Origin of the sequence: Rothia sp. (in: high G+C Gram-positive bacteria), from assembly GCF_030540545.1 — a bacterium.
In the GTDB taxonomy this organism is placed as follows: Bacteria; Actinomycetota; Actinomycetes; order Actinomycetales; family Micrococcaceae; genus Rothia.
On sequence record NZ_JAUNVZ010000002.1, the window covers coordinates 65,688 to 89,236 of the forward strand.

At 56.4% G+C, this 23,549-nt stretch carries 25 protein-coding genes; 24 read left to right on the plus strand and 1 reads right to left on the minus strand.

Features of this window, described 5'->3' with window-relative positions; all coding sequences use genetic code 11:
- Nucleotides 1-16 precede the first annotated feature (16 nt).
- Entirely contained in the window at nucleotides 17-1,042 is a 1,026-nt protein-coding gene (locus Q4P78_RS01935) for a hypothetical protein (protein ID WP_303338626.1), read from the plus strand.
- Nucleotides 1,043-1,181: 139 nt separating this feature from the next.
- Here Q4P78_RS01935 and Q4P78_RS01940 read toward each other — a convergent pair whose 3' ends face one another.
- Entirely contained in the window at nucleotides 1,182-4,571 is a 3,390-nt protein-coding gene (locus Q4P78_RS01940; RefSeq protein WP_303338627.1) for a hypothetical protein, read from the minus strand.
- 519 nt (nucleotides 4,572-5,090) lie between these two features.
- On the opposite strand from Q4P78_RS01940, the gene rpsJ reads away from it, so the two are divergent.
- The 23 genes from rpsJ (at nucleotide 5,091) to rplO (ending at nucleotide 23,380) form a co-directional block, all read left to right on the plus strand.
- Nucleotides 5,091-5,399, plus strand: a complete 309-nt coding sequence (gene rpsJ / locus Q4P78_RS01945) for a 30S ribosomal protein S10 (RefSeq protein ID WP_303338628.1) — start codon at nucleotides 5,091-5,093, stop codon at nucleotides 5,397-5,399.
- A gap of 13 nt (nucleotides 5,400-5,412) precedes the next feature.
- Nucleotides 5,413-6,069: a 50S ribosomal protein L3 gene (rplC, locus tag Q4P78_RS01950; RefSeq protein ID WP_303338629.1), complete on the plus strand. Its 657-nt coding sequence runs from the start codon at nucleotides 5,413-5,415 to the stop codon at nucleotides 6,067-6,069.
- A 5-nt stretch (nucleotides 6,070-6,074) separates the two neighbouring features.
- Nucleotides 6,075-6,692: a 50S ribosomal protein L4 gene (gene rplD / locus Q4P78_RS01955; RefSeq protein ID WP_303338630.1), complete on the plus strand. Its 618-nt coding sequence runs from the start codon at nucleotides 6,075-6,077 to the stop codon at nucleotides 6,690-6,692.
- Entirely contained in the window at nucleotides 6,692-6,994 is a 303-nt protein-coding gene (gene rplW, locus Q4P78_RS01960; protein ID WP_303338631.1) for a 50S ribosomal protein L23, read from the plus strand. Before rplD ends, rplW begins: the two co-directional genes overlap by 1 nt.
- A 41-nt stretch (nucleotides 6,995-7,035) precedes the next feature.
- On the plus strand, nucleotides 7,036-7,872 hold the full coding sequence (rplB, locus tag Q4P78_RS01965) for a 50S ribosomal protein L2 (protein WP_303338632.1): 837 nt from the start codon (nucleotides 7,036-7,038) through the stop codon (nucleotides 7,870-7,872).
- Nucleotides 7,873-7,884: 12 nt separating this feature from the next.
- A complete protein-coding gene (gene rpsS, locus Q4P78_RS01970) occupies nucleotides 7,885-8,166 on the plus strand; it encodes a 30S ribosomal protein S19 (protein WP_303338633.1) in 282 nt (93 codons plus the stop codon).
- Nucleotides 8,167-8,224: 58 nt separating this feature from the next.
- Nucleotides 8,225-8,590, plus strand: a complete 366-nt coding sequence (gene rplV / locus Q4P78_RS01975) for a 50S ribosomal protein L22 (RefSeq protein ID WP_303338634.1) — start codon at nucleotides 8,225-8,227, stop codon at nucleotides 8,588-8,590.
- Nucleotides 8,591-9,388, plus strand: coding sequence for a 30S ribosomal protein S3 (gene rpsC / locus Q4P78_RS01980; RefSeq protein ID WP_303338635.1), 798 nt, complete (start codon nucleotides 8,591-8,593; stop codon nucleotides 9,386-9,388).
- Nucleotides 9,389-9,808, plus strand: a complete 420-nt coding sequence (gene rplP / locus Q4P78_RS01985) for a 50S ribosomal protein L16 (protein WP_254755305.1) — start codon at nucleotides 9,389-9,391, stop codon at nucleotides 9,806-9,808.
- 5 nt (nucleotides 9,809-9,813) lie between these two features.
- Entirely contained in the window at nucleotides 9,814-10,047 is a 234-nt protein-coding gene (gene rpmC / locus Q4P78_RS01990) for a 50S ribosomal protein L29 (protein ID WP_303338636.1), read from the plus strand.
- Complete coding sequence (rpsQ, locus tag Q4P78_RS01995; protein ID WP_303338637.1) at nucleotides 10,044-10,316, plus strand: 30S ribosomal protein S17; 273 nt, start codon at nucleotides 10,044-10,046, stop codon at nucleotides 10,314-10,316. Before rpmC ends, rpsQ begins: the two co-directional genes overlap by 4 nt.
- Nucleotides 10,317-10,687: 371 nt before the next feature.
- On the plus strand, nucleotides 10,688-12,499 hold the full coding sequence (locus Q4P78_RS02000; RefSeq protein WP_303338638.1) for a YncE family protein: 1,812 nt from the start codon (nucleotides 10,688-10,690) through the stop codon (nucleotides 12,497-12,499).
- A 380-nt stretch (nucleotides 12,500-12,879) separates the two neighbouring features.
- Nucleotides 12,880-15,384, plus strand: coding sequence for an excalibur calcium-binding domain-containing protein (locus Q4P78_RS02005; RefSeq protein ID WP_303338639.1), 2,505 nt, complete (start codon nucleotides 12,880-12,882; stop codon nucleotides 15,382-15,384).
- A gap of 395 nt (nucleotides 15,385-15,779) precedes the next feature.
- On the plus strand, nucleotides 15,780-18,344 hold the full coding sequence (locus Q4P78_RS02010; protein WP_303338640.1) for a YncE family protein: 2,565 nt from the start codon (nucleotides 15,780-15,782) through the stop codon (nucleotides 18,342-18,344).
- Between the two features lie 1,043 nt (nucleotides 18,345-19,387).
- Nucleotides 19,388-19,759 carry a 50S ribosomal protein L14 gene (gene rplN, locus Q4P78_RS02015; RefSeq protein WP_303338641.1) on the plus strand — a complete coding sequence of 124 codons (372 nt, stop codon included), beginning with the start codon at nucleotides 19,388-19,390 and terminating at the stop codon, nucleotides 19,757-19,759.
- A gap of 3 nt (nucleotides 19,760-19,762) precedes the next feature.
- A complete protein-coding gene (gene rplX / locus Q4P78_RS02020) occupies nucleotides 19,763-20,098 on the plus strand; it encodes a 50S ribosomal protein L24 (protein WP_303338642.1) in 336 nt (111 codons plus the stop codon).
- Nucleotides 20,098-20,658 (plus strand): 50S ribosomal protein L5, encoded by a 561-nt coding sequence (gene rplE / locus Q4P78_RS02025; RefSeq protein WP_303338643.1) that lies wholly within the window; start codon nucleotides 20,098-20,100, stop codon nucleotides 20,656-20,658. The genes rplX and rplE overlap by 1 nt, the downstream gene beginning before the upstream one ends.
- Before the next feature lie 71 nt (nucleotides 20,659-20,729).
- Nucleotides 20,730-21,128, plus strand: a complete 399-nt coding sequence (gene rpsH, locus Q4P78_RS02030; protein WP_303338644.1) for a 30S ribosomal protein S8 — start codon at nucleotides 20,730-20,732, stop codon at nucleotides 21,126-21,128.
- A 24-nt stretch (nucleotides 21,129-21,152) separates the two neighbouring features.
- Nucleotides 21,153-21,689 carry a 50S ribosomal protein L6 gene (rplF, locus tag Q4P78_RS02035; protein ID WP_303338645.1) on the plus strand — a complete coding sequence of 179 codons (537 nt, stop codon included), beginning with the start codon at nucleotides 21,153-21,155 and terminating at the stop codon, nucleotides 21,687-21,689.
- A 3-nt stretch (nucleotides 21,690-21,692) separates the two neighbouring features.
- The gene (gene rplR, locus Q4P78_RS02040) at nucleotides 21,693-22,055 is read left to right on the plus strand and encodes a 50S ribosomal protein L18 (protein WP_303338646.1); all 363 of its coding nucleotides are present in this window, start codon (nucleotides 21,693-21,695) and stop codon (nucleotides 22,053-22,055) included.
- A 29-nt stretch (nucleotides 22,056-22,084) separates the two neighbouring features.
- On the plus strand, nucleotides 22,085-22,720 hold the full coding sequence (gene rpsE / locus Q4P78_RS02045) for a 30S ribosomal protein S5 (RefSeq protein ID WP_303338859.1): 636 nt from the start codon (nucleotides 22,085-22,087) through the stop codon (nucleotides 22,718-22,720).
- Between the two features lie 2 nt (nucleotides 22,721-22,722).
- A complete protein-coding gene (gene rpmD / locus Q4P78_RS02050; protein ID WP_303338647.1) occupies nucleotides 22,723-22,932 on the plus strand; it encodes a 50S ribosomal protein L30 in 210 nt (69 codons plus the stop codon).
- A gap of 1 nt (nucleotide 22,933) precedes the next feature.
- Nucleotides 22,934-23,380 (plus strand): 50S ribosomal protein L15, encoded by a 447-nt coding sequence (gene rplO, locus Q4P78_RS02055; protein ID WP_303338648.1) that lies wholly within the window; start codon nucleotides 22,934-22,936, stop codon nucleotides 23,378-23,380.
- The last annotated feature ends 169 nt before the right edge of the window (nucleotides 23,381-23,549 follow it).

Here is a 23,549-nt window from a genome sequence, read left to right on the forward strand (position 1 = left end):
CTACGAGGAGAAGAGCATGAGCGCTACTTTCAGTATCCTTGACCAGGAATCTCACCTACCCGCTGCCTCCCGCGCAGCCCTAGAGCAAGCAGTGGCAGAAAAGAATAGCAGCCTGAACTATCCGGTATTGAGCGAAGGCGCTTCGGGCGGTCTGCTGGGCGCCCTCTCCTCGCTTCTCTCTGGCGGTTCTGCTCAGCCGCGTCTGCACTCTAAGGATCTAGATGCTTCCCGTGCTGCTTTGAGCCTGCTGCCCCTGGACACAACTCTCTCGGTGGATACCCACACCCCGATCGTATACCTGGCGGAGGGGGCTGAAGATTTTGGAGCCTTTGGCGCTCTCACAAGGGCGAATGTTTCCAAGCTGGCGCGCATTATTGTGCCCTCCCGAGCAGCCAAAGATAAGCTGCTGGCAGCCTGCCCCTATCCGAGCGAGAGCATTCAGATTATTCCCGCGCCCCTCTCTCAGAGCCCGAGCCGCACCCGCGCACCCCGAGATCTCTCCGATAAGACTCTGCACGTTCTACTGGTGGCTCGCGAATCAAAGCCTAAGGCTCTGGCTATGGCTCTGCGAGCGGTAGAGGAGGCATCACAGAAGCGTACTATCGAGCTGAGTATTGCTGCCCCTGAGAGTATGCATGCAACGCCCGTGCCGCCTCTTGGCTCCTCGAGTTCCGTCACCTGGATTGAAGATAGCGCCGTGCAGCTGGGTAGTGAGGAAAGCACCGCTCTGCTGATCGCCCAGGATCTGCTGCTGGTGCCCGATGGAGCGGGGGAGAAAGAGCTGGTTCTCTACGCTCTTGCCTGTGGTGTGCCCGTGGTGGGCCAGAGGCACGAGGATATTGCGAGCCTGCCCCGTCGAGATCGCAGCGGATGGCTCTACCTGCCGGAGATGACCGAGGCGAAAATGGCAAAGCATATGCTGGAGCTAAGCCCAGCACAGATTAATGAAGCCAGTGCTTGGGCTCTCAAAGATAGCGCCGAACGCTATAGCTACACTGCCTGGGCTTCTAGCGTGCTGGAGCTTCTGAACTCCCTGGGCTAAAACATATAAACCAGTCAGAACAGAGTTAGAACCCTAGCTGAAAAAGACAGAGTAAAAGCCTGCGAGATATAGATCCAATCTATATCCCGCAGGCTTTTAGCTACATACTAGGCCAGAAGCTAAGCACTACAGAAGTCCCCTAGGAACCCTGAGGGTAATCCGGCTGCTGAGGATAGCCGATCTGTTGGGTCTGCACCGGTTGATAGGGCATCGGCTGATAGGGCATCGTCTGAGCTTGAGCGCCCTGAACAGAGAACGACTGAGCCGAATCGGAGCCCTGCTCGCGGGAGAGCAGACGCCAAATCACGCCACCAATAATCATGAGCGAGGCAATAAAGAGAGCCAGAGCGTTGAGCTGGTTCAGAGCCAGAGCAACATTGGCTGCGACCAGAGCCGCCGCAATACCGGTCCAAATGGTCGACAGATACAGGGCTGCCGCACCGACCATCAGCGCTGCCAGAGCCACCAGAGTGACACCGCGGGTACTGCCCATCTGCATATCCCTAAACAGGAAGAGATAGCACAGGGTCAGGGTGCTCATAATACCCAGAGTGATATAGCTGAGCTTTCGCGCCTGGGCTCGCTGGCTTGCGGGCATAGCCTGAGAGGTCAAGGGGTACTTGATGGTCATGGTGTAGATAACGGTCAGCATAATCAGCAGGGCAAATTCTACGGGGTAGAAACCGTCTGCAAAAATCAGGCGGGAGAAGAAGACCACCGGAATAGCTGCAGCAGCTATATGCCTGAACTGCGGGGCAGTAATCAGAGCAATGACCGTAGCTGCCAGAGCCAGGCTACATGCACTCGCAAAGTTATTGGCGGAGCCAAGAGTGAGCAGCCCCAGGAAGGGCAGGATAAAGCTCAGGGGGTAGAGCATCTCACGATTGGCGGAGGAGAACACACGCTGGGTAAAGCTTCCCTGCAAGGCACGCATATAGGCGGTTGCAGAGAGTAGGGGGCCCTCAACCGGTATCGCAATAGCGGTGGAGGCGCCGGGCAGAGTAACCATCAGGCGAGGGCGAATCTGCACCTGGCCGCGAACCTGCTGCTTGAGAGCTGCCTTGAGCACCAGAATAATAACCAGCGACAGGAAAGCACCCATGAAGTAGCGGTATACGCTCTCTTCGCTCAGCAGCCCAAGATCGTAACCGAAGATATGCAGGCGGTTTAGGGCCACCATAAAGCTCAGCGGTAGAGCGGCGCCCAGAATAAGGCGGGAAGCGGAACGGTCGAAGGATACGGGGAAGAACTCAGCACCGAGGGCGAATAGAACGGTCAGAGCCGGGAGCACCAGGGCGCTCATATATACCCTATCTACTGAGACAAACATAGAGTAAGAGAACAAGCAAGCACTGACGGCAAGAAGAGCCAGAGCATAGAACGCCGCGTTGAAGACCTTGATCTCAAAGTTGCGCTTTGCAGAGGAGGAACCCCGCATAGCAATCAGCCAGGATACTGCCGCCTGAATAGCCGCGAAACCACCAAGCAGAAGCAACGCACCGTCAATACGGATATTCTCCTGGCGCATCAGCTGAATAACGATAGCGATGGGGGATAGGCGCGCAATAACCAGCAGCACGCTACGCATAATGGAATCGGGCACCAGCACAAAGGCGAAAGCACTCATACATACCACGTACAGTAGCGTAAGGAGGGTGCTGGGCAGAGCCTCATCCACCAGGAACCCCAGGAGGACTACCAGAAGGGAAGCGGAGATAACCGGGTAGCTAATAAACTCTGCATGGCGCTCAGCCTGAGCTGCAAGAATCTTAGTGCTGGCGGCACTCATAGCGCTGAGCATCAGAGAACAGAGCAGAACCAAACCGACACCCATCACGGCTTTGCCTGCAGTATCCATACCAAAGGGAATAAAGAGACGGAAAAAGAGGGCAATGCAGGCAAGAGACATATAGAAATGCATCTCGATGGTGGGAGTGCTCATCGGCTGAACGAGCAGGTTCGGATGCCCAGCTCGCGGCGCCGGCTGGTACTGGACCAGATGCTTAGGCATACGTACCAGGCTAATAGCTGCAAACATGCACAGACCCACAGCTGCCAGAGCAATAAAGTCGCCCGCAACGGGTTCATCAATGAGCAGGTAGTACAGATCCAGAGCGGACACCAGTAGCAGACACTGAGCTGCCGGAACAGCCTGCAGATGGTTGAGGTGCCCCAGCACACGAGCCAGAATCAGGAACGCAGCGTAGATCATGCACAGCAGGAAAAGACCGCCGCATACATTAAGGGTGATGAGGCTCAGCAGCAGAACAGCAGAGTAGGCAAGCAGAGCCCCAGGGTTATCCAGATAACGAGCCATTGCCAGCAGCATGCCCAGGTATACCAGAGAGAGTACCCAGGGGGAGAAATAGGGGGCACTATGGTCAAAGTGATGGGGAGCCAGCGCCTCAATAAGCCCGGGGGCAGAAGAGTGCATGGGAGGCTGAAGCACAGCAATAGACACATAGGAGCTGAAGAGAGTTATCGCACCTGCGACAGCGGAGATATAGGCATCTACCTTAGAGGAGTAGAAGCGAACCGGGTATTCCTTGGGTGCTCTCGCTGCCGCGCGGCTCAGATACGGGAAGAGCAGGGATGCCAGGGCGCAGCTGAGTAGAATCACCAGAGCGGTGGCGGTCCAGATGGTAATAGAGGCTTCTTCGTGTAGCGCCAGTGCGGTGGCAAACACCGGGTATAGGCGCAGCTGCAGATAATCCTCACCGCGGGTCTCCAACAGGGTAAAGAGCAGAGCATAGAGGCTCATCACACCCAGAACCACAGCCATATCCTTATGGCTCATGGCCTCGGTAAAGAAGACCATGGCGGCGGCAGTGCCGGGCACAAAGATACGGGAGGCATCCACAATACCGGTGCGCAGACCGGTAGGAACCAGAGTGGGCGCATAGCGCAGCAGCAGACTCAGCAGCATTGCCAGGATGGTCAGGGAAAGGAAATACCAGACAAAGGGCGCGCCGGCGACCTTGGTTGCCGAGAGAGCATCGGAGACAATAAAGGAAATGAGCACATAGCCCATGAGGCGATTGCGCATCAGGCTCGAGGCAAGAACCACCGCTGCGGTACCCACCAAGGAGGTGAGCAGCCAGAGCATTCCGCCATTATCCCAGAGCTTAAAGGTGTAGATGGCTACAGAGCTCAGAGGTAGTAGCGCCAAACCGGTGGCGGTAAAGGAATAGGACGCCAGGCGCAGGCGGGGGACAAAGCTATAGCAGATCAGACCCGCGCTATAGCACAGCAGGGCACCCAGGCCCAACATAATTGCCTGAATAGCACTGGACATAGTGGAGACAAAGAGAGCCGCTGAACCAATCAAAAAGAGGGAGCCCACGTAGAGCGCAATATTGAGGAAAATATCCTCGCGGCTAAAACGGGATACGGGAGCAGAAGGGGCGGGCATAACTGTTTGTATATGAGGTGGGATGGGAGCCTGGGAACCATGAGCGGGCGGCTGCATTGCTGCCTGAGTTCCAGGAATCTGCTCGGGAGGGATAAAACCTCCAACGGGGGTGGACATAGTAACTCCTTGGACAAAATGTATGCTTGATGTCCACTCTAGAAAGGCTATCTGGATACTCAGTGCATAGAGTATGAGAAAAGCCTGAAGAGAGTCTTGGAGAATCCTGATAATTTTCTCAGCGGGGTATTAAAGCTGTTCAGGGTGAGGAATCGGGGTCTTTAAGAAAGTCTTAAGTGTGTTTAAGCACTTAATGGGGGAGTGCTTGCGTTTGTACTCTATCTCTGTCACAATAGAAGACGTTGTAAAAGTGTATGCTCCGCACGGAGTGTACCCACATATGACCCGGTCTAGAGAATAAGGTCACGTGTTTACAGCGTTTTTTATTATAGAAAACGCGACACGCCCGAGTTCGTGGGTCGGTGCTTAGACAGGGTGAGGAACCCGTCGCTTGAATCAAGCGAAGGATTCAGTCTGTTCTAGGCGGCGCACGTGATGAATATATCGCGTTCCTTAAGCGCCATAAAAAGGGGCACAAGCTCCGATACAGGGAATACATCAAGAAAGAGAGTCCGACAGATGGCGGGACAGAAAATCCGCATCCGTCTGAAGTCCTATGATCACGAGGTCATCGATTCTTCGGCACGGAAAATCGTCGAAACGGTCAAGCAGGCTGGCGCCACCGTAGTGGGTCCCGTACCCCTGCCGACCGAGAAGAACGTTTACGTAGTTATCCGTTCTCCCCACAAGTACAAGGACAGCCGCGAGCACTTCGAGATGCGTACGCACAAGCGTCTGATCGACGTTGTTGATCCGACCCCCAAGGCTGTTGATGCCCTCATGCGTCTTGACCTGCCGGCAGACGTGAACATCGAGATCAAGCTGTAGAGGATCGCATCTAATGAGCAATAAGTATGATCGCCAGGTGAAGGGCCTGCTGGGCACCAAGCTCGGCATGACCCAGGTCTGGGATGAGAACGGTAAGTTCATCCCCGTCACCGTCGTCAAGGCTGATTCCAACGTAATCACTCAGATCCGTAACCAGGAGACCGATGGCTACCAGGCTATCCAGATCGGTTACGGTCCCATCGATTCTCGCAAGGTAACCAAGCCGCTGGCTGGTCACTTCGAGAAGGCCGGTGTTACCCCCCGCCGTCACCTCGTCGAACTGCGCACCGCAGACGCTGCTGAGTATTCCCTCGGTCAGGACCTGACCGTTGAGCTCTTCGAAGCAGGTCAGAAGGTTGACGTAGTTGGCAAGACCAAGGGTAAGGGCTTTGCTGGTGTTATGAAGCGTCACGGCTTCAAGGGTGTTGGCGCGTCTCACGGTCAGCACAAGAACCACCGTAAGCCCGGTTCCATCGGTGGTGCATCCTACCCCGCACGCGTGTTCAAGGGTATGCGCATGGCTGGCCGTATGGGCGCAGCTCGCCACACCACTCTGAACCTGACCATCCAGGGTGTGGACGCAGAGAACAATGTCCTGCTGATCAAGGGTGCTATCCCCGGTCCTAAGGGCGGCGTTGTTCTGGTTCGTACCGCTGTGAAGGGAGCCTAATCAACATGGCTGTTAAGACCCTTAACGTAGAACTGCCTGCTGATCTTTTTGACGCACAGGCATCTATTCCCCTGCTGCACCAGGTAGTTGTTGCACAGCTGGCTGCTGCTCGTCAGGGTACCCACAAGACCAAGAACCGCGGCGAGGTGTCCGGTGCAGGTCGCAAGCCCTTCAAGCAGAAGGGTACCGGTAACGCTCGTCAGGGCTCCATCCGTGCACCGCACATGACCGGCGGTGGCGTCGTACACGGCCCCACCCCCCGTTCCTACGCACAGCGCACCCCCAAGAAGATGATCGCTGCAGCACTGCGCGGCGCTCTCTCCGATCGCGCACGCAACGGTCGCGTCCACGTTGTCGAGTCCTTCATCGAGGGTGAGACCCCCTCGACCAAGGCAGCAAAGGCATCGCTGGCAGCAATTACCGAGCGTAAGAACGTTCTGCTGGTCATTGGCCGCGCAGAGGACGTTGTGGCTCTGTCCGCACGTAACCTGGAGAACGTCCACATCCTGTTCGCAGACCAGATCAACACCTACGATGTTCTGGTTTCCGACGACGTGGTCTTCACCAAGGCAGCATTCGATGCTTTCGTTGCTGCTGCTTCGAAGAAGGAGGGCGCTAAGTAATGAGCGTTTCCACCAAGTCTGTATACGACGTGATCATTGCTCCCGTCGTGTCTGAGAAGAGCTACGGTCAGCTCGATGAAGGTAAGTACACCTTCCTGGTTGCTCCCGAGTCCAACAAGCTCGAGATCAAGCAGGCAATCGAGAAGATCTTTGACGTCAAGGTAGCTTCCGTCAACACCGCAAACCGTCAGGGCAAGCGCAAGCGCACCCGTTTCGGTTGGGGCGCTCGCAAGAACACCAAGCGTGCGATTGTGACCCTGAAGGAAGGCACCATCGACATCTTCGGCGGTCCGCAGGCATAAGTCTCGCGGAGACCACTTTAACGAAGGAAAGAAATATCTAAATGGGTATTCGTAAGTACAAGCCGACGACCCCGGGTCGCCGCGGTTCGAGCGTTTCCGATTTCGCTGAAATCACCCGCTCCACCCCGGAGAAGTCCCTGCTTCGTCCGCTTCACAAGACCGGCGGCCGTAACAACACCGGTCGTATCACCACTCGCCACAAGGGTGGTGGCCACAAGCGCCAGTACCGTCTGATCGACTTCCGTCGTCACGACAAGGATGGCGTCAACGCACGCGTTGCACACATCGAGTACGATCCCAACCGTACCGCACGCATCGCACTGCTGCACTACTTCGATGGTTCCAAGCGTTACATCATCGCTCCGAACAAGCTCTCTCAGGGCGACATCGTTGAGTCCGGTCCCGCAGCTGATATTAAGCCCGGCAACAACCTGCCGCTGCGTAATATCCCCGTTGGTACCGTGATTCACTGCGTCGAGCTGCGCCCCGGTGGCGGCGCTAAGCTGGCTCGTTCTGCAGGTGCTTCGGTTCAGCTGGTTGCAAAGGAAGGCAAGTACGGCCAGCTCCGTCTGCCCTCCGGCGAAATCCGCAACGTGGATGTTCGCTGCCGTGCAACCGTGGGCGAGGTCGGCAACGCCGAGCAGTCCAACATCAACTGGGGTAAGGCAGGCCGCAACCGCTGGAAGGGCATCCGCCCGACCGTTCGTGGTGTGGTTATGAACCCGGTTGACCACCCGCACGGTGGTGGTGAAGGTAAGACCTCCGGTGGTCGTCACCCGGTTAACCCCAACGGTAAGCCCGAGGGTCGTACCCGTCGTCACAAGAAGGAAAGCGACAAGCTCATCGTTCGTCGCCGTCGTACTGGCAAGAAGCGCTAAGGAGCCTGAAACATGCCTCGTAGTTTGAAGAAGGGCCCTTTCGTTGATCAGCACCTTTTCCTGAAGGTTGCAGCTCAGAACGAGAAGGGCACCAAGAATGTTATTAAGACTTGGTCCCGCCGCTCGATGATTATCCCCGATATGCTGGGACACACCATCGCAGTGTACGACGGACGTAAGCACGTGCCGGTGTTCATCACCGAGTCGATGGTCGGCCACAAGCTCGGCGAGTTTGCACCGACCCGTACTTTCCGCAGCCACGTGAAGGACGACCGTAAGGGCAAGCGTCGCTAATCGGTATATACCGATAGCTATGTTTGTCTTTCGGCAATAGACGAAAGAGAGATAGGCAATGGAAGCCAAGGCATCTGCGCGTTTTGTGCGCGTTACGCCTATGAAGGCCCGCCGTGTCGTCAACCTGATCCGTGGTAAGCAGGCGGAAGAGGCTCTGGCGATTCTGAAGTTCGCCCCCCAGGCAGCTTCGGAGCCGGTTTACAAGATCGTTGCTTCGGCAGTAGCAAATGCTCGTCAGAAGGCAGCCCAGGAGGGTGTCGCTTTCCGCGAGGAGGAGCTGTTCATTAGCGAAGCATTCGTGAACGAAGGCCCGACCATGAAGCGCATTCAGCCCCGCGCTCAGGGTCGCGCATACCGAATCAACAAGCGCACCAGCCACATCACCGTGGTAGTTGCTACCCCGGAGAAGGAGGAGGACCGCTAAATGGGTCAGAAAATTCACCCGAACGGTTTCCGACTGGGCATCACCACCGAGCACGTCTCCAAGTGGTTCGCTGATTCCAACAAGCCCGGCGAGCGTTACGCAGACTACGTCCGCGAGGATGTAAAGATCCGCGAGCTGCTGGCAAAGAACCTGGAGCGCGCAGGCGTTGCAAAGGTTGAGATCGAGCGTACCCGTGACCGCGTGCGTGTGGATATCCACACCGCTCGTCCCGGTATCGTGATCGGCCGTCGCGGCGCAGAAGCAGACCGCATCCGCGGCGAGCTGGAGAAGCTCACCGGTAAGCAGATTCAGCTGAACATCCTCGAGGTTGCTAACCCCGACCTCTCCGCTCAGCTGGTTGCACAGAGCATTGCAGAGCAGCTCGCATCCCGTGTTGCTTTCCGCCGTGCCATGAAGAAGGCAATCCAGTCCGCACAGCGTGCAGGCGCAAAGGGTATTCGTATCCAGTGCTCCGGCCGCCTGGGTGGCGCTGAAATGTCCCGTTCCGAGTTCTACCGCGAAGGTCGCGTGCCCCTGCACACCCTGCGTGCGAACATCGACTACGGTTTCTTCGAGGCTAAGACCACCTTCGGCCGCATTGGTGTGAAGGTTTGGATCTACAAGGGCGATCTGACCGATAAGGAACTGGCAGCTCAGCAGGCAGCTAACAACCGCCGCGGCAACCGTCGTGACGGTGAGCGCCGTCGCGGTGGCAACCGTGGTCCCCGCCGTGAGCGCCGCAACGAGAACGCTTCGGCAAACGCTGAAGCCAAGACTGCAGAGAACGGTGAGGCATAAATGCTAATTCCCCGTCGAGTAAAGTACCGCAAGCAGCACCACCCCAAGCGTAACGGCTTGGCAAAGGGCGGCACCGAGGTTACCTTCGGTGAGTGGGGTATCCAGGCTCTGAGCCCGGCATACGTTACCAACCGCCAGATCGAGGCTGCTCGTATCGCAATGACCCGTCACATCAAGCGTGGCGGTAAGGTCTGGATCAACATTTATCCCGACCGTCCGCTGACCAAGAAGCCCGCTGAAACCCGTATGGGTTCCGGTAAGGGTTCGCCTGAATGGTGGGTCGCAAATGTCAAGCCCGGTCGAGTCATGTTTGAACTCTCCGGTGTGTCCGAAGAAGTGGCTCGCGAGGCAATGCGCCTGGCAATCCACAAGCTCCCGATGAAGGCACGTGTTGTGCGTCGCCGCGAAGGTGGTGAATAAGCGAGATGGCAGTAGGTTCCAAGGATCTGAGCATTGACAAGCTCGCAGAGATGACCAACGAGCAGTTGGCAACTCAGCTGAGCGAGTCCAAGAAGGAACTCTTCAACATCCGTTTCCAGGAAGTCACCGGTCAGGCAAGCGCAGGTCGTCGCCGCACCATCAAGCGTGACATTGCACGTATCTACACCGTGCTGCGCGAGCGCGAGCTCGGTATTCGAACCGAAGGTGAGTCCAAGTGAGTGAAGTAAAGAACGAAGAGCGCGGCTACCGTAAGACCCGCCGCGGCTACGTTGTCTCCGACAAGATGGACAAGACTGTTGTCGTCGAGGTTGAAGACCGCGTCAAGCACGCACTGTACGGCAAGGTTATGCGCCGTAGCTCCAAGATCAAGGCACACGATGAGCAGAACAGCTGCGGCATTGGTGACCTCGTTCTGATCGCAGAGACCCGCCCGCTGTCTGCTTCCAAGCACTGGCGCGTGGTGGAGATCATCGAGAAGGCTAAGTAATTTAGACTTCTAGATGCTCTGCACGGAGCGTTCCTTTTACGGAAACATCTCTAGTAGCTCTCCTCGAGAAATCTAGGAAGCCGCGAGAACAAAATATCCCCCGGGAAACCGGGGGATATTTTGTTTAACTGGGCGCTCTAGGGGAATAAGAGGTAGCAGAGAACGAGGGAGAGATATAAAATCTGTGCCTAATATAGCGTTATGTCTTGGTGACACGAGTTATAAGAGTTACTATAAGTAGGCAAGCCTAAGATTAAAGTTTGATGACAGAGTGTCATTTATTAGGTTTATCTGTCTATAGCTACTTATGTGCTCTATAGAGCGCGGCGGCTTTAGATACCAACACATACAACACGCATCGAGGTATAGATATGTCGATTTCCGCTTCCAAGCGTCTGCTCTCCGTCTCCGCATCCCTGGCGCTGCTCGCCGGCGGTACTGTAGTACCCGCTTCCTTCGCAGCAGAGGCAACCCCGTCCGCTTCCGTAAGCTCTAGCGCATCCAGCACCGCCACGGCACGCTGCTTCAATGTCTCCGCAACCAGCGCGCAGGGTCTGCCCGGTCAGTACCAGATCGGCTACTCCGCAAAGAATGACAAGCTCTGGGTCACCAGCTCCGTGGGTCGCTCTCCCATTGCCACCGGCACCCTGGCACGAGTCAACCCCCACACCCTGGAAATCGAAGCCAGCCTGCAGCTGCCCTCCTACACCTACAACTACAATGATGGCACCCAGGCAGGCCGCCAGGTACTCTCCCCCTACGGTGTAGATGTTGACGATGTTAACGACACCATCTGGGTCACCAACACCCGCCTGTACGCAGTCTCCGTGATCGACCAGAAGACCATGAAGAACCTGGTCGTTATGGACGATGCGCACCTGGGCGCAGAGGATGAAGTTCAGCACCCCCGCGAAGTACGCGTTGATACCCAGCACGGCTACGCCTATGTCTCCGGCTTTAAGTCCGTATGGGTCTTCAACCTCTCCGACTACAAGCTGGTCAAGAAGATCGACATTCCCCACAATGGCGAAAAGGGCAGCGCAAGCAATATGAATATGAGCGTGGATGCCGCCAACCACCGCCTGTACGTACCTAATAGCTCTGATGCAGATAATGCTCTGACCGTGATCAACACCCAGAGCCTGGAGATTGAAAAGAGCATCTCCCTGCACAAGGACAATGAGAGCCTGTTCCTGGGTGCAAGCGATGTTGCCTACGATGTTGAACTGGGTGAAATCTACGTGGCATCCCAGGGCAAGGCAAACCGTCCCGAGGCAAAGACCGAAGGTAACTCCGGTATTACCGTCTATGATCTGAACACCGGCGCGTTTAAACGCTCCATTCCCTTCGGCGCCCTGACCCTGAGCCTGGATATTGACTCCAAGCGTCACCTGCTCTATGTAACCGATGTGATCGACGGTAGTGTGCGCATTATCGACCCGACCACCGACCGTATTGTCTCCACCGTCAAGATTGCCGAGAAGGCAGCTAATGATGTGAAGGTGCTGCCCGACGGTTCCGTGATTGCCGTGGATAAGGCCGTGTACGCGGAGAAGGTCACTGTTCCCTTCACCATGGACTTCTACTCCGGCACCTACCGCACTTCCAATACCGAATACAAGGCGGGTAAGGATAAGGAAGGTAATATCACCATTACCCCCACCCAGATCGACGCCAATGGTATTACCCGTATTGAGGTCAAGGACGCTGTATCCAACACCTGCGCAGAGAACTCCACCGTGACTCCCTCCAAGCAGGCATCCTTCGCTGGCTACGGCCAGGTGGTTGATACCGCAACCGGTATTACCCCCGAACCCACCGTCACTCCCACCGCAAGCCCGAGCGCATCTGCTTCGGCAAGCGCATCCGCTAGCGCTTCTGCAAGCTCCAGTGCTTCTGCACCTGCGAGTGCATCCGCATCCAGCTCTGCCTCTGCAAGCTCCAGCGCTTCTGCTTCGGCTAGCGCTTCTGCAAGCTCCAAGGCATCGGCAAGCGCATCCGCCTCTAATGCAGCAGTCGTGAAGGACTCCTCCAATGGCTCTAGCGCTACCACTTCCAATGGCAGCTCCTCTAAGAGCACTCTGGCATCCACCGGTGCTAATGGTGTGCTGGCACTGAGCCTGCTCGGTGGTGCAGCTCTGTTGGGCGGCGCCCTGGTTGTGGCACGCCGTCGCAAGGCATAAGACAATAAGCTCTAGAGCGGCTTGGCTCTAATGGGCTGGGGCTCGCAATCCTAAGGAATGCGAGCCCCTTTGTTCTGGTAATGTCAGCGGGCAAAGTCTGGGGTAGGGCAGTAAAGATAATTCAACTATCGCTAGAGATACAGTGCTCAAAGTGCGAATCGAAGTCAAAAATACGGTGTAATGAGTCCGAAACGGGAATAAAGTATCCCATAAGTGTCAAGAAATATTAGCTTTCCTATCCAAAGTTATCTACTATTAATCACAGTGTTTCTTAGGTTTTCCTCAGGAATAACACAGCTGAGGGTTGATATATCGAAACACATCTTCTGCCGCGTATAGAGTATGGCGCGGCCCCACCACACTAGATGAGGTTCACATACATGACTTCTGCTAAGCACAGCGCACTGCGCAAGGTACTGGCAACTGCTGGCGCCCTGAGCATGGTTGCAGGCTCTTTCGTAGCAGTTCCGGCTGCATTCGCCGCTGACAACGCATCTACCGGCTACTCCGTGAGTGCACAGCGCACCCAGGGTCTGCCCGGTCAGTATCAGGTTGCACACTCGGCAAAGAACAACAAGCTGTGGATCACCGGTTCCAATGGTCGCCCGCCGATCCTGACCGGTACCCTGGCACGCGTTAACCCCGATACCCTGCAGATCGAAGCTGTTCTGCAGCTGCCCACCGTTGACCGCACCGACAAGGACGGTAACAAGGTTGGCAAGCAGATCGTTTCCCCCTACGGTGTAGAGGTTGACGATGTGAACAACACCGTGTGGGTTACCAACACCCGCACCAACATGGTCTCCGTATACGACCAGACCACCATGAAGCAGGTCTGGGCATCCGAGGCTAACGCTATTGACCACCCGCGCGAAGTCATTATCGACAACGCAAACAACCAGGCAATCGTCTCCGGCTCCAAGGCACTGTGGGCAGTTGACCTGACCAGCCACGCTATCAAGAAGATTGACGTGCAGCCCGAGGCAACCGGCCGTGCAGTGACCATGAACATGGCACTGGACTCCAAGGCTGGCCTGCTGTACGTGCCCCAGCTGGCAAGCGAAAAGCTGAATGTTGTGGACACCAAGTCCTTTACCATCAAGCAGGTCATCGATCTGCACAAGGATGACGCTTCCGCTGCACTGGCACCCTCCGACGTGGCATTCGATGAGTCCCTGAACGAAATCTATGTGACCGCACAGGGCACAAAGGGCGTTAACGCAGGTATCACCGTGTACGACAAGACCACCGGTGAGTACAAGCGCTCCATCGCTTTCGGTACCCAGATCCTGGCTATCGACAATGACGAAGCACGCGATCTGCTCTACGCAACCGACTTTAAGGCTGGCACCGTCACCGTTATTGATGCCAAGACCAGCAAGGTCGTTTCCACCGTGGTAACCGGTGGCCAGGGCTTCGTGAACGACGTTGAGGTTCTGCCCAACGGCACCGCCATTGCACTGGACGAGGCAACCGTGGCTCAGGCTGAGGTTCCTTTCACCATTGACCCCGCAACCGGTGAATACAAGAAGTCCAACGTTGAGCCCAAGGGTGAAAACGGTGCAGATACGGCTATTAACGCCGGCGGTATCACCAAGATTAACGTGACTGCAGGCGCTGCCAACAGCACCAAGGATATTATCCCCACCCAGACTGTCTCCGCTAACCAAGATAAGGGTGCAACCGTTACCGCTCCTACCGAGGTAGTTCCCGGTGAGACCATCACCTTTACCGGTGCTGGCTGGACCCGTGAGGATGGCAAGGGTGTACAGATCCAGCCTAAGGTGAACCGCAAGGAAGCTGAAGGCTTCTCCGCTTTCACCGCTAATGCTGATGGCACTTTCTCGGTGACCTACACCATTCCGGCAAACACCGCGGTGGATACCGAGCTGGCTGTTAACTTCCTTTCCGGTTCCCTGCAGGAAGGTGATCCCACCCGTGGTGCGGGTCTGAAGCTGAAGGTTGTTAAGGAACACCAGAAGGAAGTTGTCTCCGCAGAGGCAACCACCGTAAACCCCGACTCCCTCGCATTCCAGGGTTACGGTCAGGTAGCAGACTACAAGACCGGTCTGTCCACCCCTGAGCCCCCCAAGAACGACAATGTCACTCCGGATCTCTCCAAGCCCGGCGTGTACGAGTTCAGCGCAACCGAAATGGTTCGCGTATACCAGGATGGCGCAAAGCTGTACTACCCCAAGACCTGGGAGAACGGCACCAAGCTGGTCCTGCGCGGTGAAGGCTTCACCACCCTGGATAAGGCATCCGGTTCTATCGGTGCCCTGAAGATCCGCCTCAACGGCAAGGACTACGTAACCCCCAAGGTCGCACCGGTAGCTCCGGCAGGCGTAACCCCCAATAGCGGTGGCATGTGGACTTACCTGGTCGCAAACGCTGACGGTACCTTTACCGCAGAGATCGAGTACCCCATCACCGAGAACTCCAGCCTGAAGCAGAACATTCAGACCGGCGACAAGCTGAGCTTCTACCTCCTGACCGGTTCCCTCAAGGATGGCGACGCATCCCGCGGTGGCATGGCGCTGGAGTACACCTTCACTATCAAGGATTCCAACGGTAACGCTGTACCTCGCGAGGATAAGGCACAAGAGCCCGCTAAGAAGACCTACAAGTACAATACTTGTGAAGAGGCAAAGGCAGACGGCCTGGAGAACATCAAGGTTCCCCACCCGGATGTTAACCCCGCAATGGATGCTGACAATGATGGCGTAGCGTGCGAAACCACCGCTAAGTCCAGCACCAAGGCCTCCACTTCTTCTTCCAAGAAGCTGGCTTCCACCGGTGCTAACGGTGTGCTGATTGCTTCCGGTATTGGCGCTCTGGCTGTTATTGCCGGTGCTGTGCTGGTTGCACGCCGCCGCAAGGCATAAGGTATAGCTCTCCTCTAGAGATTATCCGCTGATATAACGGTGCCCGTCCCTGATTCAGGGACGGGCACCGTTTGTGCGTATAGGGGAGAGAAGCTGGGTAGTGCTCGCCAGCTTGTGCAGGAGCTAAAGAGAATAATGCTCGATAGATTCTTGACGGTGTTACCAGGCGTGTCAGAGGACGAAATACATGACGATTTATGACATAAATCTGTAAAAATAGCCCGAAGGCTTGAGAAGGCTAAAAAAGTTATCTACTATCATCTATAGCGATTATTAGGCGACCCTAAATATAGCGACACGATGTCGCTAAAGATGGACACTCTAAGAATCCGGACTGTGCAGACATAACGCATACTCCATCAGTAATACACCACCGTATAGACGAGGTTCAGAACATGACTTCTCCTCAGTACAGCCGCCTGCACAAGGCACTGGCAGCAGCAGGCTCTTTCAGCCTGGTTGCCGCATCCTTCGCGGCAGTTCCCGCAGCCTTCGCAGCTGAATCCCCCGCTACTTCCTATAGCGTGAGCGCAACCCAGACCCAGGGTCTGCCCGGTCAGTACCAGGTTGCATACTCCGCAAAGTCCAATAAGCTCTACGTGACCGGCTCCAACGGCCGCCCGCCCGTACTGACCGGTACCCTGGCAGTGGTCAACCCCGACACTCTGCAGGTTGAGGCAGTACTGCAGCTGCCCACCGCAGACTTCACCCCGCGCGGCGCAACCGAGCCCAGTGGCAAGCAGCTGGTGACCCCCTACGGTATCGACGTGGACGACACCACTGGCACCATTTGGGTGACCAATACCCGCACCAACTCCATCTCCGTTTTCGACCAGGCAAGCCTCAAGCACCTGTGGACCAGCTCCAATGCTGAACTGGGCGAAGCAAACGCCATTGCGCACCCGCGCGAAGTTAAGGTGGATGCCGCAGCAGGTAAGGCATTTGTATCCGGCTCCAATGCTGTGTGGGTCTTCGACACCGCGACCCGCGCACTGGTCAAGAAGATCGATCTGGCAAGCACCGATGCTTCTATGACCATGAACATGGCTGTAGACTCCGCAGCGGGCGTACTCTACGTACCGCAGCTGGGCAGCGATGAACTGCACTTCATCAGCACCAAGACCCAGGAAGTCACCAAGACCATCAAGCTGCACAAGGAGGACGCATCCGTAGCACTGCGCGCATCCGACGTGGCATTCGATGAGTCCCTGAACGAAATCTACGTGACCGCACAGGGAACCAAGGGCGTAAACTCCGGCGTGACCGTCTACGACCGCAGCACCGGCGAATACAAGCGCTCCATCTCCTTCGGTACCCAGCCCCTGGCACTGGATAATGACCAGGCACGCGATCTGCTCTACGCAACCGACTTCGCGGCCGGCACCGTGACCGTTATTGACGCAAAGAACAGCAAGGTCATCTCCACCGTCAAGAGCGGCGAACGTGGCGCAAACGACGTGGTGGCACTGCCCAATGGTGCAGTCTCCGTGGATAAGGCAACCTTCGCAGAAAACGTTGAGGTTCCCTTCACCATCGACCCGAAGACCGGCGCGTTCCTCACCTCCGCAACCGAGGCTAAGGAAATCAAGGATAAGGACGGCAACGTCACTTCTCCCACTAGCCCGATCAACGCTAACTCCCTGACTAAGCTGACCGTGGTACCGGGTGCTGCAAACACCAGCACCAAGGATATTATCCCCACCCAGACTGTCTCCGCTAACCAAGATAAGGGTGCAACCGTTACCGCTCCTACCGAGGTAGTTCCCGGTGAGACCATCACCTTTACCGGTGCTGGCTGGACCCGTGAGGATGGCAAGGGTGTACAGATCCAGCCTAAGGTGAACCGCAAGGAAGCTGAAGGCTTCTCCGCTTTCACCGCTAATGCTGATGGCACTTTCTCGGTGACCTACACCATTCCGGCAAACACCGCGGTGGATACCGAGCTGGCTGTTAACTTCCTTTCCGGTTCCCTGCAGGAAGGTGATCCCACCCGTGGTGCGGGTCTGAAGCTGAAGGTTGTTAAGGAACACCAGAAGGAAGTTGTCACCGAGGCTACCGAGGTCACTCCGACCAAGACTGAGTTCAAGGGTTACGGTACCGTGGTTGACTCTAAGGTGGGTCTGCCTGAGACCCCCAAGCCTCAGCCCACTCCCACTGAGACCGCTAAGCCCACTCCCACCGAGACTGCTAAGCCGACTCCGAGCGAGTCTGCAAAGCCCAGCCCCTCGGCATCCGCATCTGCAAGCGCATCGGCTTCCCCCAGCGCTAGCGCAAGCCCCAGCGCAAGCCAGAGTGCAGGTACCTACGAGTATAGCGCAACCGAGAACGTCCACGTCTACTCCGACGGTGCAAAGCTCTACGTACCCAAGGAATGGAAGGTTGGCGATGAGCTGACCCTGCGCGGTGAAGGCTTCACCACTAAGGACAAGCTGGCTGGCTCTATCGCGGCTCTGAAGCTCAAGCTCAACGGCAAGACCTTCATCAACCCCAAGGAAGCTCCCGCAGCTCCGGCAGGCGTTGAGCCCAATAGCGGCGGTATCTACACCTACATCCAGGCTGAGAAGGACGGCTCCTTCACCGTAAAGATCGCATTCCCCACCGTGGCGAACTCCGATCTGAAGCAGGAAATCCAGGACGGCGATAAGATCTCCTTCTACCTGCTGACCGGCTCCCTGAAGGACGGCGACAATACTCGCGGCGGTAAGGCTGCCGAGTACGAGTTCGTGATCCGCGATGCTAATGGCAATGTGGTCAAGAACGACGGTACCAATGTGAATGCAAAGACCACTTCTTCCGAGAAGTCTGCTGCCTCCAACGGTACCAAGGCATCTACCGCAGCTACTTCTTCCTCCAAGAAGCTGGCTTCCACCGGTGCTAATGGTGTGCTGATTGCTGCTGCTATCGGCGCCCTGGCAGTACTGGGTGGTGCTGTACTGGTTGCACGTCGCCGTAAGGCATAGGGGATAGAAGCTATCTAGCTCCCTAATAGTCACAGAGCCCGTTTCCCTGACATCAGGGAAACGGGCTCTTGGCATATACGTACCGGTAACTCTGCACCGGGGCGCGTAAAGGCTTTAAAGATCACGGGCGGGTACTTCTCCTAGGAGAGGCACCCGCCCGTGAAGAGCGCTCGCATCCGCCGCACCGCGTAGACCGCAGAACCACCAGAAGTCTACGGGCAAACGGATGCTGGCTGAGCACTCTCGTGGAGTAAAACAGCCCGGCAGGCATGCCTGCCGGGCTGAATATTCCACAAAATACAACATAAGGTTCGGAACTTACGAGACGGATTAGCGAGGAAATAAGGGACCCAAGAAATCTGACGGATAAGAACCGAACCTCATGAGGTGACACCGAGGCATCTCCTTAATTATGCTACATTCGAGCGCCCGGCGCATCTTCTGGCACCCTTATTTGACAAAAAAGCCAAAAAATCGCCTTATTTACCGAAATATTACGTCATATTTGGCAGAATCTCGGGTTTTAAGTGCTCTAGGACTCTTAAACCTGCGCAAGAGTGTCAAATAAGAATTGCATCTGATGCACTCAATCTAGAAGGCGCTAGAGGGGTGCATGGAGAGTTTCTTTTCGGCCTCGCGGAGGGTCTTGGCCATCCTGGATCGGGGTGTTCTTGAACGGTCTGGAGTCTCTCAACCACAGTGTCTTGGGGGGTGCTGGAGCTCATAGGAGCTGAAGTATTGCGCCGTGTGCATATATCCGGTATAGTCTTTAACTTGTGTGGCTATATCTATACCCAAGTGGGCTATAGGATACACACAACCACGGGTTTTCTCGTGCCAGAGCATAATGCCGCTACTAATCGGGTGGATGCGCCCGCACCACGCGGGTCCAAATGCTGCTGGCATGCGCAAACCCCAGGCGTTCCCGCTAACCAGCAATGAGTATCATTGAGGGCCCGGGGCGTCAACCCATCCCGTAAAAATGTTCCGCCAGGCTGGCATGTATAGAGACATGTCGGAACCAGCGAGACGACAGGAGAAATATGATTCAGCAGGAGTCGCGACTGAAGGTTGCTGACAACACTGGTGCGAAGGAAATCCTGACCATCCGTGTTCTCGGCGGTTCTTCCCGTCGCTACGCAGGCATTGGCGACATCATTGTCGCAACCGTCAAGGATGCAATCCCCGGCGGTACCGTAAAGAAGGGCGACGTTGTTAAGGCAGTTGTCGTCCGCACCAAGAAGGAAACCCGTCGTCCCGACGGCTCCTACATCAAGTTCGACGAGAACGCAGCAGTGATTCTGAAGAACACTGACGGTGATCCCCGTGGTACCCGTATCTTCGGCCCTGTGGGCCGCGAACTTCGCGATAAGAAGTTCATGAAGATCGTTTCGCTGGCTCCGGAGGTGCTCTAACTCATGGCTAAGATTAAGTCGGGCGACCTGGTACAGGTTATTTCCGGTGCAGACAAGGGCAAGCAGGGTAAGGTCCTGAAGGTTATCCCCAAGGAAAACCGCGTGATTGTTGAGGGCGTTAAGGTCGTCACCAAGCACACCAAGGCTAACCCCGTAACCGGCGCTGCAGGTGGCATTCAGAAGGTTGAGGCTCCGATCCACGTTTCTAACGTTGCAATCGTTGACCCCGAGACCGGCAAGCCCACCCGCGTTGGTTTCCGCCTCGAGACTGTAGAGCGTGATGGCAAGCAGCGTACCGTTCGCGTGCGCGTTGCTAAGCGTTCGGGTAAGGACATCTAATGACCGAGACCAAGATTACCCCCCGCTTCAAGACCAAGTACGCTGAGGTCGTCGTTCCGGCTCTGCAGGAAGAGTTCAAGTACGAGAACGTCATGCAGACCCCGAAGATCGTTAAGGTCGTTGTAAACATGGGTGTTGGCGAAGCTGCACGCGACGCTAAGCTCATGGACGGTGCAATCCGCGACCTGACCGCAATTACCGGTCAGAAGCCGATTGTTACCCGTGCAAAGAAGTCCATCGCACAGTTCAAGCTGCGCGAAGGTATGCCCATTGGCGCACACGTCACCCTGCGTGGCGACCGCATGTGGGAATTCCTGGACCGCCTCGTGACCCTGGCGCTGCCCCGTATCCGCGACTTCCGTGGTCTCTCCGACCGCCAGTTCGACGGCAACGGTAACTACACCTTCGGTCTGACCGAGCAGTCCATGTTCCACGAAATCGACCAGGATAAGATCGATCGCGTGCGCGGTATGGACATCACCGTTGTGACCAGCGCAAAGACCGACGATGAAGGCCGTGCAATTCTGAAGGCACTGGGCTTCCCGTTCAAGACCAACTAACGACTACGTTGTAGGTCCGAACCCGAATCACGGGGGATGGAAACCACAACGAGGAAGGGCTACAGCCCACTATGACTATGACTGATCCGGTCGCAGATATGCTGACCCGTTTGCGCAACGCAAACGCTGCATACCACGACACCGTATCTATGCCCTACTCCAAGCTGAAGGCTCGCATTGCAGCTATTCTGAAGGAAGAAGGCTACATCGCTGACGTGAAGGAAGAGGAAGCAAAGGTCGGCAAGACCCTGACCCTCGTCCTGAAGTACGGCCCCTCTCGCGAGCGTTCCATCGCTGGCGTGCGCCGTATCTCCAAGCCCGGTCTGCGTACCTACGCAAAGTCCACCAACCTGCCCCAGGTTCTGGGCGGCCTCGGCATCGCAATTCTGTCCACCTCCTCCGGTCTGCTCACTGATAAGCAGGCTGCGAAGAAGGGCGTGGGCGGCGAAGTCATCGCTTACATCTGGTAGTCGGTTAGAGAAAGGAAGAGAATAATGTCGCGTATTGGACGTCTCCCCATCTCGGTTCCCGCCGGCGTTGAGGTAAAGGTTGATGGCAACCTCGTAACCGTTAAGGGCCCCAAGGGCGAACTGCAGCACGCTGTTGCAGCTCCCATCACCGTGGTTCTGAACGAAAACGAAATCACCGTTTCCCGTCCCAACGATGAGCGTCTGTCCCGCTCCCTGCACGGTCTGACTCGTACCCTGATTCAGAACCTGATCCTGGGCGTGACCGCAGGCTTCGAGAAGAAGCTGGAAATCGTTGGTACCGGTTACCGCGTTACCGCGAAGGGCAACGACCTGGAGTTCGCTCTGGGTTACTCCCACCCGATCAACATCTCCGCTCCCGAAGGTATTACCTTCACCGTGGAGGGTGCTAACAAGCTGACCGTGTCGGGCATCGACAAGCAGCTGGTTGGTCAGGTTGCAGCAAACATTCGTGGTCTGCGTAAGCCCGATCCCTACAAGGGCAAGGGTGTTCGTTACGCAGGCGAGCACATCCGCCGCAAGGTCGGAAAGGCTGGTAAGTAATAAATGGCTATCAAGTCTAAGGCAGCGCAGCGTGCACGTCGTCACGCTCGCATTCGCAAGTACGTTTCGGGTACCGCTGCGCGTCCGCGCCTGTGCGTAACCCGTTCCGCCCGTCACATGTTCGTTCAGGTGATTGACGATGTTAAGGGCCTGACCCTGGCATCGGCTTCCACCATGGAAGCAGAGCTGCGTGCAGCTTCTGACCTGGACAAGACCGCTAAGGCAAAGCGCGTTGGCGAGCTCGTAGCAGAGCGCGCTAAGGCTGCTGGCGTTGAGGCAGTTGTCTTCGACCGCGGTGGTAACAAGTACCACGGCCGTGTTGCAGCAGTTGCTGAAGGCGCACGCGAAGGGGGTCTTGCACTCTAATGAGCGAGCAGAATGTAAAGGAAACTCAGGTGAGCGAAGCAGTAGTAGCTGAAACCGCTGAGACCTCCAACCAGCGCGAGGAGCGCCGCAACAACCGCGGTGACCGTCGTCGCAACGAGCGCCGTAACAACCGCGCTCGCGAGGAGGAAAAGGACAAGTTTGTCGAGCGCGTTGTAACCATCAACCGCGTGTCCAAGGTCGTCAAGGGTGGTCGTCGCTTCAGCTTCACCGCTCTGGTAGTTGTCGGTGACGGCAACGGTATGGTCGGCGTTGGCTACGGCAAGGCTAAGGAAGTTCCCGCAGCTATCGCTAAGGGTGTTGAGGAAGCAAAGAAGAACTTCTTCCGCGTTCCCCGCATCGACGAGCGCACCATCCCGCACCGCGTGCAGGGTGAGGCAGCTGCAGGCGTTGTTATGCTGCGCCCCGCAACCGCTGGTACCGGTGTGATCGCTGGTGGCCCCGTGCGTGCAGTGCTCGAGTGCGCTGGCATCCACGATGTGCTCTCCAAGTCCCTGGGTTCTTCGAACCAGATCAACATCGTTCACGCAACCGTTGCAGCTCTCAAGCAGCTGGAAGACCCCAAGTCTGTTGCAGCTCGCCGTGGCCTGCCCGCAGATGAGGTCATCCCCGCTTACCTGCGCAACACCCCGAAGGCAGGTGCGTAATAATGGCCGGAAAGCGTATTCAGCCCAGCGACGCAAAGCTGGAGATTACCCAGGTTAAGTCCTATGTTGGTCAGAAGCAGAACATGCGCGACACCCTGCGTTCCCTCGGCCTGAAGAAGCCGGGTAACAAGGTTGTTCGCACTGCTGACCCCGTCACCTGTGGCATGGTTAACACCGTTGCTCACCTGGTGAAGGTTGAGGAGGTCAAGTAAGATGGCAGAAGCTATCAAGATTCACGATCTGCGCCCGGCACCGGGTGCCCACAAGGCAAAGACCCGCGTTGGCCGCGGTGAAGGCTCCAAGGGTAAGACTGCAGGTCGCGGTACCAAGGGTACCAAGGCACGTTACCAGGTTCGCGCAGGTTTCGAGGGTGGTCAGCTGCCCCTGTACATGCGTCTGCCCAAGCTGCGTGGCTTCAAGAACCCCTTCCGTACCGAGTACCAGGTTGTTAACCTGGACCGCATCCAGGAACTCTTCCCCGCCGGTGGCGACATCACTGTTGCTGACCTGGTGGCAGCGGGCGCAGTTCGCAAGAACGAGCTCGTGAAGGTTCTGGGCAACGGCGAGATCTCTGTCAAGGTGAACATCACCGTTGACAAGGCATCGGCATCCGCAATCGAAAAGATTGAGGCTGCAGGCGGTTCCGTTACCGTTAAGTAATCTCTAGAGATTACCCTAAAATATCCCCCGTAAGTTCGCTTGCGGGGGATATTTTATGCCCAAATGCCCGCAATATTATTGAGAATAGGCATTTACAGGCTAGACTGGAAGGTATGTGTTAAATCCGTGCTCAGTGCTACCTAAGCGCGGACAACCCCAACCCCACAAG

What these genes read in the sequence shown, in the direction of transcription:
- Q4P78_RS01935 (WP_303338626.1), top strand. Translation starts at nt 17, where the DNA reads ATGAGCGCTACTTTCAGTATCCTTGACCAGGAATCTCACCTACCCGCT.
- Q4P78_RS01940 (WP_303338627.1), bottom strand. Translation starts at nt 4,571, where the DNA reads ATGTCCACCCCCGTTGGAGGTTTTATCCCTCCCGAGCAGATTCCTGGA.
- rpsJ (WP_303338628.1), top strand. Translation starts at nt 5,091, where the DNA reads ATGGCGGGACAGAAAATCCGCATCCGTCTGAAGTCCTATGATCACGAG.
- rplC (WP_303338629.1), top strand. Translation starts at nt 5,413, where the DNA reads ATGAGCAATAAGTATGATCGCCAGGTGAAGGGCCTGCTGGGCACCAAG.
- rplD (WP_303338630.1), top strand. Translation starts at nt 6,075, where the DNA reads ATGGCTGTTAAGACCCTTAACGTAGAACTGCCTGCTGATCTTTTTGAC.
- rplW (WP_303338631.1), top strand. Translation starts at nt 6,692, where the DNA reads ATGAGCGTTTCCACCAAGTCTGTATACGACGTGATCATTGCTCCCGTC.
- rplB (WP_303338632.1), top strand. Translation starts at nt 7,036, where the DNA reads ATGGGTATTCGTAAGTACAAGCCGACGACCCCGGGTCGCCGCGGTTCG.
- rpsS (WP_303338633.1), top strand. Translation starts at nt 7,885, where the DNA reads ATGCCTCGTAGTTTGAAGAAGGGCCCTTTCGTTGATCAGCACCTTTTC.
- rplV (WP_303338634.1), top strand. Translation starts at nt 8,225, where the DNA reads ATGGAAGCCAAGGCATCTGCGCGTTTTGTGCGCGTTACGCCTATGAAG.
- rpsC (WP_303338635.1), top strand. Translation starts at nt 8,591, where the DNA reads ATGGGTCAGAAAATTCACCCGAACGGTTTCCGACTGGGCATCACCACC.
- rplP (WP_254755305.1), top strand. Translation starts at nt 9,389, where the DNA reads ATGCTAATTCCCCGTCGAGTAAAGTACCGCAAGCAGCACCACCCCAAG.
- rpmC (WP_303338636.1), top strand. Translation starts at nt 9,814, where the DNA reads ATGGCAGTAGGTTCCAAGGATCTGAGCATTGACAAGCTCGCAGAGATG.
- Q4P78_RS02000 (WP_303338638.1), top strand. Translation starts at nt 10,688, where the DNA reads ATGTCGATTTCCGCTTCCAAGCGTCTGCTCTCCGTCTCCGCATCCCTG.
- Q4P78_RS02005 (WP_303338639.1), top strand. Translation starts at nt 12,880, where the DNA reads ATGACTTCTGCTAAGCACAGCGCACTGCGCAAGGTACTGGCAACTGCT.
- Q4P78_RS02010 (WP_303338640.1), top strand. Translation starts at nt 15,780, where the DNA reads ATGACTTCTCCTCAGTACAGCCGCCTGCACAAGGCACTGGCAGCAGCA.
- rplN (WP_303338641.1), top strand. Translation starts at nt 19,388, where the DNA reads ATGATTCAGCAGGAGTCGCGACTGAAGGTTGCTGACAACACTGGTGCG.
- rplX (WP_303338642.1), top strand. Translation starts at nt 19,763, where the DNA reads ATGGCTAAGATTAAGTCGGGCGACCTGGTACAGGTTATTTCCGGTGCA.
- rplE (WP_303338643.1), top strand. Translation starts at nt 20,098, where the DNA reads ATGACCGAGACCAAGATTACCCCCCGCTTCAAGACCAAGTACGCTGAG.
- rpsH (WP_303338644.1), top strand. Translation starts at nt 20,730, where the DNA reads ATGACTATGACTGATCCGGTCGCAGATATGCTGACCCGTTTGCGCAAC.
- rplF (WP_303338645.1), top strand. Translation starts at nt 21,153, where the DNA reads ATGTCGCGTATTGGACGTCTCCCCATCTCGGTTCCCGCCGGCGTTGAG.
- rplR (WP_303338646.1), top strand. Translation starts at nt 21,693, where the DNA reads ATGGCTATCAAGTCTAAGGCAGCGCAGCGTGCACGTCGTCACGCTCGC.
- rpmD (WP_303338647.1), top strand. Translation starts at nt 22,723, where the DNA reads ATGGCCGGAAAGCGTATTCAGCCCAGCGACGCAAAGCTGGAGATTACC.
- rplO (WP_303338648.1), top strand. Translation starts at nt 22,934, where the DNA reads ATGGCAGAAGCTATCAAGATTCACGATCTGCGCCCGGCACCGGGTGCC.